Below are 14,812 nucleotides of genomic sequence, written 5' to 3'. Positions count from 1 at the left end.
TACCCCGTCCGCTTGCGGCGGGGTATTTCATTGCAGCAGTCCCAGCCCAATCAGGGCGTTGGGTAATGAGAACGTTGCACCCAGCAAAAAAGCCTGCACTTCTGCCTCGCCTAGCGTGTCAGTTCCGTACCCTGTGAGCACATGCACGCCATCGTGTAGTTGCTTCCGCCGTGGCCCGGATGTTAGTGGTTGCAGTTGATTGCGGTCTAGAAACTCCGCCCAGCAGTGGCCCAGCGTTCCGGGCGAATACGTCCGTAGCCTGGATAAATCGACAATTTGTGGCACACTGCGCCCAGTGATATCAGCGATGCGATCCGTTAGAGCTAAAAATCGCTGTGCCCGAGTTGCGATCGCACTGGCTGTAGGGTTGAGTTGATCGTTAGTTTGGGTCGTGAAAATAGCAGGAGATTGGTTCATGGTTAGTTGTTGCGATTAATCTATTGTTGATCTCGGCTTTCTGGCTGGAACAGGCCGCCCGGTCGTCCTTCCCGGAACCGCCCCCGTTCTGAACGAGCAGTTTCAATTTGCTCGCGCTGTTCGGCGGTGAATACATTTTGAGCTGCATCATGGCTGGCTGCCCAAATCGCCCGCAGCTGTTCGCGCTGTTCGTCGTTAAGATCAAGATCTCGCATCGCGCGAGGTAAGGGTTCACCCGCTTCTAGCGCGGCTTCTAACTCAGTCCGCTGCGTTTCTGTCAGGACATTCAGCATTTGAGTTTGGGCATCATTGCGAATCACTTGTAGCTGTTCCTGCTGAGCCTCGGTTAGGTCAAGCTGCTCCAGCACCCGACCTGGCCCTCCACCCCATCGTCCACCGTCTCTCATCCCGTCTCTCATTTGAGCCTGAACGGGACTGAGCGAATATACAGCCGCTGCGATCGCAACTAATCCGGCGGCCCCTGCAAACCATTGAATTTTCATCGTGATTCCTCAAAAGTGATCGTTTCGGTACACGTTGTCGCTAGATGTGTCGTCGCCAGATATATATCCGTCGCCACTTTGGTTGAGACATTTACGAAATCCAACGTTTAAAGCGTTTGAATAAAGCGTTTGAACGTTTTCAGAGTTTCCCAACGTCCTAACTACTGTGACTACGGCTATCTACAACGCGCCTGTGTCTCATTTGATTCCATCGTAGACAGCGCAAAATTCAACCACCTGAAGCGGAAGTCACGATATTGACCATGACTTTGGTCATGGTTATATAAAGTCCGGTTGAAAACCCATAATTTATTAGACTTTATTGGAAATAAAGTTTTTGGGGTTGGAAATTGTTTTGTAGCGCGGCTCCGCCGCGCTACAAAACAATTTCCAATAAGAGCCTATCCGAAAACCTCAGATGAGCGAAATGTGATGACCGCACTGGCAAGTTGTAAGAACGCCAGATAGTTTTCGGGCTTCTTCTCCCAGCGGATCAACAGACGGCGAAACCGATTCATCCACGAATGAGTCCGTTCGACCACCCACCGTCTGGCCCGATAGTTGGGAATGTCGTGAATCACTAGGTCACCCTCGTTTTGAGGCGGAATATGCCCTTGATAGCCCCACTGCTTGAGAATCTGGCGCACCGGGTGATAGTCGTAGCCGCGATCCAGACAGAGATGTCTTGATTCCTCGTCCTCCACATCCGGTGGCACCAGCGGTTGAGCCTCTAAAGTTACCTCAACAAGTTTCATGTCATGCCGATTAGCGGGTGCGAGCACAAAGGCCAGTGGGATGCCGTTGCCATCGGTTAAAACCGAGCGCTTGGTGCCCAACTTGCCACGGTCAGTCGGGTTGGGGCCTGTCTTTTTTTCCCCCCAGTGGTGCTTTGACCATCGCACCATCCATCGATTGCCAATGCCAGTCCACTCCTTGAGTGCGGGCATACTCCATCAATCCCGCCTGCCAAAAGCGAGCAAACGTGCCGTTGGTTTGCCACTCTTGAAAGCGGTCATGCACCGTACTGGAGGCCCCTAAACACCGAGGCAACGCATTCCACTGACAGCCGGTGCAAAGGATGTAAAAGATCGCATCTAAGGCTTGGCGATCATCCATGCGAGGGCGGCCTCCCTTAGGCTTGGGTGGCTCCTCTGGAATCAGAGGATGCAGGCGCTCCCACAGCTCATCGGGCACCCGATAACGAGGGTCAATTTCGACGGTTGAACGAGGAGGCGTCACGGTAGACATCTGGGACTGCTCCTATGGCGACACCTTCACCTTAAGCACTCATCTCTCGAACAACATCGGTTTTCGGATAGGTTCTAAGGTCTATTGTTTGTGAAATGCTTGCGGAGCAAGCGTTTCACAAACAATAAATTGGGTTCTTATACGTGGACTTGATATTATCAGGTCAATCCGGATCACAGATGGCGTCCGCCTCAACTTCAATCAGCATATCGGGATCAATCAGTGCCGCAACCTCCACCATTGAAGTGACAGGTGGATGCCCCACAAACGCCTCATGATGAGCCTTGGCGTACTCCTGCCAGCGGCTAATATCCGTCACATACATCCGCGTCCGCACCACATCCTCCAAACTGCCGCCAAGCTGGTGTAACGCCTGCCCAATTAACTCAAAACAGCGCTGCGCCTGAGCATAGGCATCATTCGGCGCATAGGTATTGCCTTGCTCATCCACTGGCGATGTACCTGAAACAAAAATTTGATTGTTGACCCGAATCGCTCGCGAATAAGCCACAACGGCTTCCCAATGTGTACCGGATGAAATGCGCTGACGCGAAATACCCATGCTATGACTCCTCTGGCTGAAGAACGGAACGTATCGAAATAAAATCTTTACTTGACTTGGCACTCAATACTGGATCTTCAATCCTTCCCTTTCGTCAAAATCGTTAGCGCCACTGGCCCTAGCAGATAGTGATGTTCAGCCTGGGCAAATCCAGCCGTTGTTCCCATTCGTTCCCGCTCATCCAAGCTGTAGAGCCAAATACCATCAGGACTAAGCGTCAGCGTCAGCTTGCCTGAAAACGTTTTCCACGGCGTGAAGTCTGCCCAATAAAAGCTCGCTCCGGGTTTCAGCACTCGCTGGACTTCGGCTAAAACGGCGGCTGGATTGGGATAGTGAAGCAAGCTGATACTGCAAAAAACGGCGTCGAACTGCGGCTCGGCAAAGGGCAAAGCATCAGAGCGGCCTTCCACATAGGTCAATCGCTCCGGTGCAGCCGATTTTTGCCGTGCTTGTCGAATCATCTCTGCCGAAAAGTCCAGGCCAGTACCGATCAACGTCGGAGCATGCTGCGCTAGACGGTTCAGCAGCTTACCTGTTCCACAGCCTAAATCCAGAATCTGCGCGGCTGGCGGCAGTTGAACATATTCCAGCATCCGCAGGTGAATTGCCTGATAAACCACCGACGGAAACAACAGGTCATACTGGGGTGCCCAGCGGTCAAATAGCTGGACTTTGCTGAGCAGTCGATTCCCACCCCTGCGATCGCACATCATCCCTCTTCTCCAACCCATTCCACTTCATTTCAGTGTAGGGCCGATTGCAAAATCCGAAGTTAAGGTCTTTAAATCCGACGTTAATTGCGATCGCAGTCTTCGTTGTTTAAATTCAATCCCAACGGGTTTACCGCAATCTCCCGCCCCATAAGGCTTTAGCCGTGTTCGGCACAGCACCTCACTAACTTCTGCTTAAGTCCGCAAAGATCGGTGGTAGAAACCCTACGATCTTGGGAAACTAAATTCAACAAGCAAACGAAAGCCCCCATTCAAACGGAGTTCCTGTCATGTCTCTCTCTTATCGCGGTGTTACCTATAACCCCAAGCAAAACGCAGTCATCGCTTCTGAAACTGAACAAACGGGTGTCTTCCTCGGTTCCCGCTACACCATGAAGCGCTTCAACTTTGCTGAGCGTTATCCATCCGGTTCCGCTCAGCTCAGCTACCGCGGCGTATCTTACACCCGATAAGGAATGCGATCGCAGAAGGCATCATCCACCCCTTACCTTCTGCTGCGGGTCCTCCCAAGTTTCCTAACCCCAACAAGCCAGCCCCCAAAATTCCCTAAACTCTAAGATTGTCAGCCAGTCTCACTGTTTCTAATTACGTCTCGTCAGCCAGTCTCACCACTCCTGAAATTGTCGATCCTAGCAGAACCACTCAGTCCTACCAGCCCATGTCTCACCACCCATGTCTCACCACCTTGTCTCCCACCAGCTTGTTAATACACTTACAAAGTCATAGTAAAAATATTTCGATTTCCCTCCTGACCCCACCCTAATTGCAAAAGCACGATGCTACGCATGAGCGATTGAACACAACAATCGTTCATGCGTTTTTCTTTGGCATACATACCTAACTGAACTCATCACTTATTTCAGCAGTGGGTTGATTTTGAGCTGAAATGGCTAAATAGATCCCTGCTAGCACCACACAGAACGCTAGACCATTGGCCAACGTGAGCGGCTGCCCAAACAAAATCATGGCCAAGACTGCGGCAATGGCCGGAATACTCAGCATCGATACCGAAACTAGACTGGACGAAAGATTTTTGAGGCTGTGCGTCAGCAGTCCGTGCCCCATGACCTGAGAAATCAGCGCCAGTGCCAGGACAGCGAAACCAGCATTCCAGGACGTGGGCCAGAGTGAGTCGCCGTGCCAGAGCATCACGGGCACGAGGATGGCGCAGCCGATCAAGCCCGTATTTGTCATGATCAGGGTCGTGGGCAACTGCTGCCGCAAGTGTTCAATACTCAACAAAAAGACCGCCAGTAAAACTGCCGCTAGTAGCGCCGCTGCGTCCCCAGCCATTTGAGCCGCATCTACGTGTAAATCATTCAGACCAATCGCAATCACTCCAGCGGTGGCAACCATCAATCCAATCACAAAGCGCAGCCGAAAGCGTCGGCCCAGCACCAGCCAAGCGCCCAAGGTGGTGAAAACGGGCATCAGGTTATTCAACAGGGCCGAATTGGCCACGCTCGTCTGCGTCAGCGACCAGCTCGAACACACTTGCGACGCAGCCAAGCTGATGCCAGCCAGTGCCAAGATCGCAATGTTGAGTATTGATTGTGAAACTGGTGCGGCTTCGGATGCAGATGCCGTCAGAGCGCGATCGCGATCCAGCGCAGGCTGCGGCAGCAACTTTGACCAGCAGCTAAATGCGATCGCAGCAATCAGGAGCCGATTCAAGACAATCGTACTGGGATTGAGATCTTGTTCAGCGATGACGATGAAAATTGAGGCGCAGGACAAACCCAACAGCGCTGCTATCAGCGTTAAGATCGCTCCTCCAGCAGACCAGGACTGGAGCGTTTCCACCACGGCTCGATAGCCAACTCCAGTCGGGTTTACCTGGAATGAGCGAAGCTTGATGCCGCGCGAGAACACAGAAGCAAAAGTCATCAACGACACTCCTTGAATTATTCAGTTGTACAAACAGCTTTCTCTGTATACAAAATACTGTATACAAAACCAGCCAATTAAAGCAATGTCACGCAGCCTGCATGTCATGAATTGTTCACTATAAACAGTTTACGGGTTCAGTTTACAGATGAACAAAGCCGTTTCTGGTAAGTCTATACAACCTGTCGCTGGCGTAGATTCACTAACTCAGCAGGCGCGATCGCACCATGTTCGGTGATGATGGCGGTAATCAAATCGGCGGGTGTGACATCAAAGGCCGGATTAAAGAACTCAGCTCCGGCGGGGCAGAGAATCGTGTCGCCAACCTGGTAGATCTCTGATGGATCGCGCTCCTCAATCGGGATTTGGCTACCGTCCGTCAGCTTGAAGTCCACCGTTGATAATGGAGCCGCGACAAAGAAGGGAATGTTGTGTGCTTGAGCTGCGATCGCAACGCTGTAGGTGCCGATCTTATTCGCTGCGTCGCCATTGGCGGCAATCCGGTCAGCACCGACGACGACAGCATGAATCAGGCCCAGTTTCATACAGTAGGCCGCCATGTTGTCGGTAATCACGGTGACGGGAATATTTTCTTCGACGCATTCCCAGGCCGTGAGCTTGGCTCCCTGCAAACGAGGCCGAGTTTCGTCAGCGTACACCCGCTCCAGACGACCTGCACTCCAGGCTGAACGGACAACACCTAGCGCCGTACCGTAACCTGCGGTGGCCAATGCGCCCGCGTTGCAGTGGGTCAAAATCGTCAGCTTTTCAGGACTAGACGGTAACGCTGCCAAACCGTGATCACCAATGGCGCGGCAGGTTTCTAAGTCTTCCTGATTAATAGCCCGTGCCGTTTCAAACAAAACGTCCCGCATATGCGACACGGAACCTGATGTTTTCTTGACCACCTGCATCATCCGCTCAATCGCCCAGAACAGATTGACGGCAGTGGGACGAGTCGCCTTGAGCTTTTCGGCAATGGCTTCCAGACGTTCCAAAAACGCACCGCGATCGCCTGTGTTAATCTCTCTCGCTCCCAGATATAGCCCGTATGCGGCTGCGACTCCAATCGCCGGAGCACCACGCACAATCATGGTTTTGATCGCCATCGCCATGTCGTCTGAGCGACGAATTTCGACCACCGTGAGCTGACCAGGCAGCTTGGTTTGATCGATTAAGCGAACGTGATCGTTTTGCCAAACAACAGGATACACCGGGAAGTTTAATGACATGGATTACAGGAAATGAAATGGCATAAGCACCCATCATTTTATAGTGCTTACTGTGCGATTAGTGCGATTAGATCGCACCCTACGTCTGACTCCCTCGATTCCCTTTACAGCCCTCTACAGCCTTTACAGCCTCTACAACCCTTTCCTACGTCCTCGCCTTCCGCAACTGATAGCGAATCTTCAGCACCAAAATCATAAACGCAAACAGAAACGTCATTACATTGGCGCAAATGACTGGAATATCGTGATTGTAGGAGCCATAAGCCAGCCACAGCAGGATACCGAGGCAAAGCGTGATTAACATGCCCCAGGAGATATCGTCAGCAGACTTAGACTGCCAGGTTTTGATCAGTTGGGGAAGATAAGCAACTGTTGTTAAAGCACCTGCGGTCAGTCCCAAAACAGTCGTAAATTCCATTGGCATTTCACCTCAATGATTCGTTGCCAAGTCGTTTACACAAAAAAAGAGCAGTTCCGAAAATGTCGGAATCACTCATGCAGTACCGCTTTTGCGCGGAGGGGCGTGACCGCTATGGGGAAGCGAACGTCACGACAATTAAAAGTCTCAGACGCTAAACTAACATAAACTTTCTCAAAATAAGTTCACTTAATGCCGAATTTACTTTGAGATTTACAATCAATGGTAATTAAATCGTAAAGCTGCGTAAATCAGTCTGGAGTATTAGGTTATTCAAAGGCCGACAGCAGTGGCATCCGTAGGAACTGGCAAACCGCACGGTACACAATGAAAAATGTGGTGATCAGCGCCACAATTAGAGAGAACGCTATTCAAATTTTCATCTTGTACTAAAAGCCCGGATGATTTTGCTGCCGCAACGCGGCAATATTTGTTTAGCGCGACACTCTGCATAGATCCCCCTAAATCCCCCTTAAAAAGGGGGAACTTTGAGCCAGAGTTGAAATAGCCCCTTTTTTAAGGGGGCGGCGACAGCAGGGGATCATGCGGCTACGCTGAACAAGTACACGCGGCAGCAAAATCATCTCTTCGGGTTCTGAAAACGCTCTAGGCAGACATCAGGATCACCATGAAGCGGATTGTTTTAATTACTGGATTTGAGTCGTTTAATTCGGGGCTATATCGGCAAGCCGCTGAGATGGCGCAGCAGCGATGTCCAGATTTAGAGATTCAGGTCTTTAGCGATCGCAACTTGACTACCCATGCCGATCAGATTGCGGCAGCGTTAGAACAGGCGGATGTGCTGTTTGCCAGTCTACTGTTTGATTATGACCAGGTGATGTGGCTGCGGCAGCGGGCGGAGCATATTCCCGTGCGGCTGGTGTTTGAGTCGGCCTTGGAGCTAATGAGTTTGACCCAGTTGGGCAAGTTTTCGATTGGTGATCAGCCCAAGGGGATGCCGAAACCCGTCAAGTTTATCCTCAGCAAATTCAGCAGCGGCAAGGAAGAAGATAAGCTGGCGGGCTACCTGAGCTTTTTGAAAGTTGGCCCCAAGCTGCTGAAGTATATTCCGGCCCGCAAGGTGCAGGATCTGCGCAACTGGCTGATTATCTACGGCTATTGGAATGCAGGCGGCGTCGATAACGTGACGACCATGTTTGGCGTGATTGCCGAGCGCTATTTGGGCATCTCGGTTGGCGAATTATCGCCGCCGATTGAAACGCCCAACATGGGGCTGCTGCATCCGGACTATGCAGGCTACTTTGAGTCGCCGCGTGCTTATCTGGATTGGTATCGGCAAACGGTGCTGCCAGCATTAAGTGAGACTTCACAGACACGGCCTGTAGTTGGGATACTGCTCTACCGTAAGCATGTGATCACAAAGCAGCCCTATATTCCCCAACTGATTCGCCACGTTGAGCAGGCGGGTTTAATTCCGCTGCCGATCTTCATTAACGGGGTAGAAGGTCATGTAGCCGTGCGTGACTGGATGACCACGACCTATGAGCAAGAGCAGCGACAGCAAGGCCATACGGCCATTCCGTCACTCTCAAAAGATGCCGTGCAGGTAGATGCGATCGCATCTACTATCGGTTTTCCCTTAGTCGGTGGGCCAGCCGGATCGATGGAGGCGGGGCGGCAGGTGGAAGTGGCGACGCGCATTCTCAGCGCCAAAAATATTCCGTATCTGATTGCGGCACCGCTACTGATTCAGGATATTCACTCTTGGACGCGGCAGGGGATTGGCGGATTGCAGAGCGTGGTGCTGTATGCACTGCCGGAGCTGGATGGCGCGATCGATACGATTCCGCTGGGTGGACTGGTGGGTGACCAGATTTATCTGATCCCAGAGCGGGTGAAGCGATTAACCGGACGACTGAAAAACTGGATTCACCTGCGGCAGACGCCGCCAGCAGAGCGGAAAATTGCGATTTTACTCTACGGTTTTCCACCGGGATACGGCGCGGTCGGCACAGCGGCACTGCTGAATGTACCCCAGTCGTTAATCAAGCTGCTCCAGGAACTGCGATCGCAGGGTTACGATCTGGGCAATCCCGGCGACTGGCCGACGGATGGGGAAGCGCTGATTCAGCAGGTGCAATCTGCCGATGAAGCCTATGCGGGGCAGATACCAGCCGAGAGCTTTGCGGAAACTGCGATCGCAAAAGTGCCTGCCCACAAGCTGGAACATTGGCTGGGCTATGTCCTGCGATCGCGGGTGGAGCGCCAGTGGAAATCGCTGACGGAAAGCGGCATTAAGACGATTGGTGATCAGCTTCTACTCGGAGGCGTTCAACTAGGCAACGTGTGGATTGGCGTACAGCCTCCCTTGGGCATTCTGGGCGACCCGATGCGGCTGATGTTTGAGCGGGATATGACACCGCATCCGCAGTATGTGGCCTTCTACCAGTGGCTACAGCGGGAGTTTCAGGCCGATGCGCTGATTCACTTTGGTATGCACGGCACGGTGGAATGGCTGCCGGGTGCGCCGCTGGGCAATACGGGCTACTCCTGGCCGGATATTCTGCTGGGCGACCTGCCAAATCTCTATATTTATGCGGCCAATAATCCGTCGGAGTCGATTTTGGCCAAGCGGCGCGGCTATGGCGTGATGATTTCCCACAACGTGCCGCCCTACGGTCGGGCGGGTTTATACAAGGATCTGGTGGCGCTGCGGGAGCTGATTCAGGAGTATCGCGAAGATCCTGCCAAGAATACGGTGCTGAAGGAAGGCATTATCAAAAAAATTGCCGATACCGGGCTGGAAAAAGACTGTCCCTTTGCGGCAGCGCGGCAGTTCGGCATTGAGGTGATTCCCGAAAACGTCAAGCTGTTTAGCCAAGATGTGTTCAGCGATTATCTAATCAAGCTGTACGAATACTTGCAGGTGCTGGAAACGCGGCTGTTCTCGTCAGGATTACATGTGCTTGGAAAAGTTCCGACGGCAGACGAACTCGCCAGCTACCTTTCGGCCTACTTTGGCGATCAGCTAGACGCTGCGCTCGTGAACGAAATCAGTCAGACTTGGAGCGATCCCGACCAGACCGTCGATATCCCAGCGTTAACGACGCGATTTCCGGCTCAAGCAGAAGCAATCCAAACGGCGGTAGAAATTTGCGATCGCATTTCACAAACCACGGATGAGTTAACCAATCTACTGCGGGGACTCAACGGCGAGTACGTGCCCCCCGCGCCCGGTGGCGATCTGTTGCGGGACGGTGTGGGTGCATTGCCGACGGGACGCAACATTCACGCGCTTGATCCCTATCGGATGCCCTCGCCTGCTGCCTATGAGCGAGGACGTGCGATCGCACGTCAAATCATCCAGCAGCACTTGGATGAGCAAGGTACGTATCCGGAAACGGTTGCGGTGATGCTCTGGGGTTTAGATGCGATTAAGACTAAAGGCGAATCGCTGGGCATTCTGCTGGAGCTAGTCGGGGCAGAACCGATCAAAGAAGGGACGGGTCGCATCGTCCGCTACGAGTTGCAGCCGCTGGAGCAACTGGGGCGGCCTCGGATTGACGTGCTGGGCAACCTGTCGGGCATCTTCCGCGATAGCTTCGTCAATATTATTGAGCTACTGGACGATCTGTTCCGTCGCGCGGCTGAAGCCAATGAACCCATTGAGCAAAACTTTATTCGTAAACATGCCCTGGAACTAGAGGCCAAAGGCGTCGAAAACGCCTCGGCGCGGCTATTCTCCAATCCCAGCGGCGAGTTTGGTTCCCTGGTTAACGATCAGGTAACCTCATCTGGTTGGGAGTCGAGTGAAGAACTGGGCAATACCTGGCGCGATCGCAACTCGTTTAGCTATGGTCGGCAAGACCGGGGGCAGGCCCGACCAGAAATCCTGGAATCGCTGCTGCAATCGACCGACCGGATTGTGCAGGAAATCGACTCGGTGGAGTATGGTCTGACTGATATCCAGGAGTATTACGCCAATACGGGCGCGCTGAAGCAGGCGGCAGAAACTCGCCAGGGCCGCAAGGTGACGGCCAGCTTTGTCGAGAGCTTTTCTAATGACACTACGCCGCGCAAGTTAGAATCCCTCTTGCGGATGGAGTATCGCACGAAGTTACTCAATCCCAAATGGGCCGAGGCGATGGCAGCACAGGGTTCTGGCGGCGCTTATGAAATTTCACAGCGGATGACGGCACTGCTGGGCTGGAGCGGCACGGTCAACTTCCAGGACAACTGGGTTTATGACCAGGCGGCAGACACCTATGCCCTGGATGCGGAAATGGCTGAACGACTCCGAAAAGCCAATCCAGAAGCGTTTCGTAATATCGTCTCGCGGATGTTGGAAGCCCACGGGCGCGGCTTTTGGCAACCCAATGACGATCGGCTGGAAAAACTGCAGCAGCTGTATGAGTTGACCGATGAGGAACTGGAGGGTGTAACCGTTTAGCCGGATGGAACCTGCTGATGTAACGGAATGGTAATGATAAACTCGCTGCCTTGGTTGGGTTGCGAGTGACAGGTCAACGTCCCGCCGTGCTTTTCAGTAATGATCTGAAAGCTAATGGACAGCCCCATACCTGTTCCCTTGCCGATCGGCTTGGTGGTGAAAAACGGATTAAAGATCTGCTGTTTGACCTCGTCTGGAATGCCAGCCCCATTGTCGCAAATCCGGATAGTGGCCTGGTTAGTAGCCGTCACCTCTGTATAGATATCAATGGCAGCGGCAAAATCAGGTTGCTGCTGCATGACATCATCCAGTGCGTCAATGGCGTTGCTAATCAGATTCATAAATACCTGATTGAGCTGTCCGGCATAGCATTCCACTAAGGGCAAATCACCATAATGACGATTAACTTGGATGGCGCAGCGCTCCGGTTTAGCCTTCGTCCGGTTTTGCAAAATCATCAGCGTACTGTCGATACCCCCATGAATATCAACCGCTTTCATTTCAGCCTCATCCATGCGGGAAAACGTGCGGAGAGAAGTGACAATCTGCTGAATTCGGTCGGCACCCACTTTCATCGAGCTCAACAGCTTCGGTAGATCAACTTTCAAAAAGTCCAGATCAATCGCACTGATTTCATCTTCGATTTCTGGCAGCGGCGATGGATAGTACTGTTGATACAGGTCAATGAGTCCAACGAGGTCTTGGATGTATTCTTTGGCGTGGGTCAGATTGCCGTAGATAAAGTTAACTGGATTGTTGATTTCATGGGCCACACCTGCGACCAGCTGGCCTAAACTCGACATTTTTTCGCTCTGTACCATCTGCGCATGAGTCCGCTGAAGTTCTGCCAGAGCCTGTTGCAGGCATTCCGTTTGCTGGCGGAATCGCTGTTCGGACTGTTGCAAAGCCGCCCGTGCCCATTTGCGATCTCGACTTTCAATTGCCAGGGCTACCAAATCAGCGATCGAGCGAACAAAGGCTTCATCCTCAGGTTCCCAGTGACGAGAGGAGCCAACATGCTCAATGCACAGCACCCCAACCACTTCGCCGCCAACTCGAATTGGGCTGTCTATCATGGCAGTGATGCCCAGCGGTTTAAGGTAGCAGTCCACAAATTCACTCAGCCGGGGATCAACTAACGTATTCTGCGCGACCAGAATCCGCTCTTGCCGCAGGGCATCAAAATAGCTGGGAAAATCCGCCACGTTCAATGCATCCTCTTGGCTGTGGCAGTTACTGGATTGCTGATAGAGATCAACACACAGCAGCGTTTGGGGCTGGTGCGGCTGATCGTAGAGCCAAAGGCTCACTCGTTCTGTTCTCAATGTACCTGCTGCTGCTGCCGTAATCGCTTGCACTGCGTTTTCCCAATCGCCTTCTGACAGCGCACGCTGGTGGGTCAACAGGTGCAAAATCGCATTATGCTTACGCAGCTTAGCGGCCCGTTGATGGATAATGGCTTCTACTCGTTTCCGTTCGGTAATGTCTGACGTAGTGCCCACCAAGCGAATGATCCGTCCGTCTTCATCTCGGAGTGGGTTGAGAGTGGTAAACCACCAAGTGTCCTGACCCTGCAATCGACGGCATTCTTCATAGGTAACGACCTCCCCCGCCGCAACGCACCTAGCATAGTTGCGATGAACGTGACGGCCTTCCGCTTCTCCAAACACGTCAATCGGTGATTTGCCTGCAATCTCGCGACTGGTTAATCCCGTTACCCGCTCAGTGGCCGGATTCCAGCCCACTATCCGGAACTGCTCAGCAGCCAAAACCTCCACAACAAAAATCAGATGCTCGGAACCATCATAGACACTGCGCAAGAATTGCTCCTGTTCCCGCAGCTTCCGTTCAGCCTCTTTTTGATTCGTGATATTGCGGGAAATGCCGACCGTCTGAATCACAGCTCCCGACTGATCAAAAATGGGCGATTTGATCGTGCTGAATGTATGTTCCTCACCGTCATGGCGAATAATTGGTTCTTCAACTAAAAGCGATTGGCCTGTGCGGAACACGTAGCTATCGTCTTTGACGTACTGCTGCGTATAGTTCGACTTGGGATGCGGCGCACCAATCCGTCCCTCTAGGTCAGAGGAGGTGATGCCATAGTAATCGCAAAATGCCTTATTGCCGTACAGAACGCGCGAACCAGCTCCCTTGCAGAGAATCATATCTGGAATCGCATCGAGAATTTGTCGATAGAGCTGCACAGATTCCAGCAGATGAGCATTCTGGGTCAATAAATCCGGTGATGGTGAAATATGCGCTGTGGATGCGGCTGGGGGAGATGCGATCGCACAGGCATATTCCATTCCTGCACCCGTTATATAAGTCAATCGCACCTCAACCGCCAAGCGCTGTTTTGTCTGGGTTTGATACTCCAGGTTTAGGATGCAGTTTTTCTGTAGCAAGTCTTGCCAGTAAGCTGACCACTGGCCTGCCGAGACATCAGGTGCAATATCAAAGATGTGAAACTGGAGGAGTTCAGCATAGTCATAACCCAGTTGCTGGCATGCGGCCTCATTGACGTAAAAAATTTTGGCATCTGGCTGAATCAACAACACGATATCTGGCAATTGATTTAGAGCAAATGCGCTCAACTGCATCGTCTGATGCGGTGAAAATTGGCTAGGTGAGAGTTGACGATTTCCGGGTTGGCACTGCATAAAATCGGCTCCTAGGGCACGGTCTGCTGAGTGGCAGAATTAGAGAACTGATCATGTCGAATCTTTGAAAAATTGGGATTAAAACAGATAGTAAAAATTTGAGCAGCTCAATGCGCTCCAAAGGCGTGATAGCAAGCTGCGAAAAGATGAATTGCAACGAAATATGAACAAGCTATTAAAACGTTACATTTTAATCGTGCAGTTTTGGGGGAGTAGATTTCGCTATTTGTGACTAATAAGCCGGAAAAATCTCCGTATTTTTTCTGAAGTTTGAGCTAAGTTCGGGGGGATCGGGGGTTGAGAGTGGGGCGTTGGGTTTTAGGTGCTAGGTGTTTGGGTTTTAGGTGATGGGTGTTGAGTATTGGGTTTTAGGTGCTAGGTATTTGGATATTAGGTTTTAGGTGATGGGTTTTAGGTGTTAGGTGTTGGGTCAGATTGGTGCTTCATCTTTCATATTTACTGTTGCCGCTACGTTCTGATTAATAGATCCGGCATTCAGGTTCTCAAACTCAATACCTAAAACCCAATACCTATTAACCCCAGTACCTATTACTTATTCTTGAACAGATATTTTTCCGTAGAAACACGTAAGCTGTAACGCTGAACGTTATCAGGGCATCTGCCTGAGATTTGCACATTTATTCAGTAAGGTTACGAGTAGACTCTAATAGCCCTAAATGTAAATAAATATTACAAATAAATTACAATAATAAATTACAAGCTGATCCCATCCTTTAAAT

Annotated in this window: 10 protein-coding genes and 1 pseudogene; 2 read left to right on the top strand and 9 right to left on the bottom strand. The window is 51.7% G+C overall.

The window, feature by feature from the left end; translation table 11 throughout:
* Window positions 1–27: 27 nt before the first annotated feature.
* The 5 genes and pseudogenes from AC286M_RS08920 to AC286M_RS08900 form a co-directional block, all read right to left on the bottom strand.
* A complete protein-coding gene (locus AC286M_RS08920; protein ID WP_488204040.1) occupies window positions 28–417 on the bottom strand; it encodes a Coq4 family protein in 390 nt (129 codons plus the stop codon).
* A gap of 20 nt (window positions 418–437) precedes the next feature.
* Window positions 438–920 carry a Spy/CpxP family protein refolding chaperone gene (locus AC286M_RS08915; protein WP_488204039.1) on the bottom strand — a complete coding sequence of 161 codons (483 nt, stop codon included), beginning with the start codon at window positions 918–920 and terminating at the stop codon, window positions 438–440.
* Between the two features lie 401 nt (window positions 921–1,321).
* Window positions 1,322–2,168, bottom strand: a pseudogene (locus AC286M_RS08910) (IS5 family transposase).
* Between the two features lie 163 nt (window positions 2,169–2,331).
* Complete coding sequence (locus AC286M_RS08905; RefSeq protein WP_488204038.1) at window positions 2,332–2,730, bottom strand: RidA family protein; 399 nt, start codon at window positions 2,728–2,730, stop codon at window positions 2,332–2,334.
* A 77-nt stretch (window positions 2,731–2,807) separates the two neighbouring features.
* Window positions 2,808–3,443 carry a class I SAM-dependent methyltransferase gene (locus AC286M_RS08900; RefSeq protein WP_488204037.1) on the bottom strand — a complete coding sequence of 212 codons (636 nt, stop codon included), beginning with the start codon at window positions 3,441–3,443 and terminating at the stop codon, window positions 2,808–2,810.
* 287 nt (window positions 3,444–3,730) lie between these two features.
* Between AC286M_RS08900 and AC286M_RS08895 the strand changes: the two genes are divergently transcribed.
* Window positions 3,731–3,913 (top strand): DUF4278 domain-containing protein, encoded by a 183-nt coding sequence (locus tag AC286M_RS08895; protein WP_488204036.1) that lies wholly within the window; start codon window positions 3,731–3,733, stop codon window positions 3,911–3,913.
* A gap of 385 nt (window positions 3,914–4,298) precedes the next feature.
* Here AC286M_RS08895 and AC286M_RS08890 read toward each other — a convergent pair whose 3' ends face one another.
* The 3 genes from AC286M_RS08890 to AC286M_RS08880 all read right to left on the bottom strand — a co-directional run bounded on the left by AC286M_RS08890 (window position 4,299) and on the right by AC286M_RS08880 (window position 6,998).
* Window positions 4,299–5,348: a DMT family transporter gene (locus tag AC286M_RS08890; protein WP_488204035.1), complete on the bottom strand. Its 1,050-nt coding sequence runs from the start codon at window positions 5,346–5,348 to the stop codon at window positions 4,299–4,301.
* Window positions 5,349–5,521: 173 nt separating this feature from the next.
* On the bottom strand, window positions 5,522–6,580 hold the full coding sequence (gene mtnA, locus AC286M_RS08885; RefSeq protein ID WP_488204034.1) for an S-methyl-5-thioribose-1-phosphate isomerase: 1,059 nt from the start codon (window positions 6,578–6,580) through the stop codon (window positions 5,522–5,524).
* Between the two features lie 145 nt (window positions 6,581–6,725).
* Window positions 6,726–6,998, bottom strand: a complete 273-nt coding sequence (locus AC286M_RS08880; protein ID WP_488204033.1) for an SWEET family sugar transporter — start codon at window positions 6,996–6,998, stop codon at window positions 6,726–6,728.
* A 628-nt stretch (window positions 6,999–7,626) separates the two neighbouring features.
* On the opposite strand from AC286M_RS08880, the gene bchH reads away from it, so the two are divergent.
* Complete coding sequence (gene bchH, locus AC286M_RS08875) at window positions 7,627–11,409, top strand: magnesium chelatase subunit H (RefSeq protein ID WP_488204032.1); 3,783 nt, start codon at window positions 7,627–7,629, stop codon at window positions 11,407–11,409.
* Here bchH and AC286M_RS08870 read toward each other — a convergent pair.
* A complete protein-coding gene (locus tag AC286M_RS08870; RefSeq protein WP_488204031.1) occupies window positions 11,406–14,072 on the bottom strand; it encodes a PAS domain-containing protein in 2,667 nt (888 codons plus the stop codon). The genes bchH and AC286M_RS08870 overlap by 4 nt on opposite strands.
* Window positions 14,073–14,812: the final 740 nt, after the last annotated feature.

This window comes from Thainema salinarum CENA647, from assembly GCF_057732415.1.
Note: the sequence above shows the minus strand (reverse complement) of the source record. Positions and strands in the feature narration are given on the sequence as shown.

What these genes read in the sequence shown, in the direction of transcription:
- AC286M_RS08895 (WP_488204036.1), top strand. Translation starts at nt 3,731, where the DNA reads ATGTCTCTCTCTTATCGCGGTGTTACCTATAACCCCAAGCAAAACGCA.
- AC286M_RS08870 (WP_488204031.1), bottom strand. Translation starts at nt 14,072, where the DNA reads ATGCAGTGCCAACCCGGAAATCGTCAACTCTCACCTAGCCAATTTTCA.
- AC286M_RS08905 (WP_488204038.1), bottom strand. Translation starts at nt 2,730, where the DNA reads ATGGGTATTTCGCGTCAGCGCATTTCATCCGGTACACATTGGGAAGCC.
- AC286M_RS08915 (WP_488204039.1), bottom strand. Translation starts at nt 920, where the DNA reads ATGAAAATTCAATGGTTTGCAGGGGCCGCCGGATTAGTTGCGATCGCA.
- AC286M_RS08880 (WP_488204033.1), bottom strand. Translation starts at nt 6,998, where the DNA reads ATGGAATTTACGACTGTTTTGGGACTGACCGCAGGTGCTTTAACAACA.
- bchH (WP_488204032.1), top strand. Translation starts at nt 7,627, where the DNA reads ATGAAGCGGATTGTTTTAATTACTGGATTTGAGTCGTTTAATTCGGGG.
- mtnA (WP_488204034.1), bottom strand. Translation starts at nt 6,580, where the DNA reads ATGTCATTAAACTTCCCGGTGTATCCTGTTGTTTGGCAAAACGATCAC.
- AC286M_RS08920 (WP_488204040.1), bottom strand. Translation starts at nt 417, where the DNA reads ATGAACCAATCTCCTGCTATTTTCACGACCCAAACTAACGATCAACTC.
- AC286M_RS08890 (WP_488204035.1), bottom strand. Translation starts at nt 5,348, where the DNA reads ATGACTTTTGCTTCTGTGTTCTCGCGCGGCATCAAGCTTCGCTCATTC.
- AC286M_RS08900 (WP_488204037.1), bottom strand. Translation starts at nt 3,443, where the DNA reads ATGATGTGCGATCGCAGGGGTGGGAATCGACTGCTCAGCAAAGTCCAG.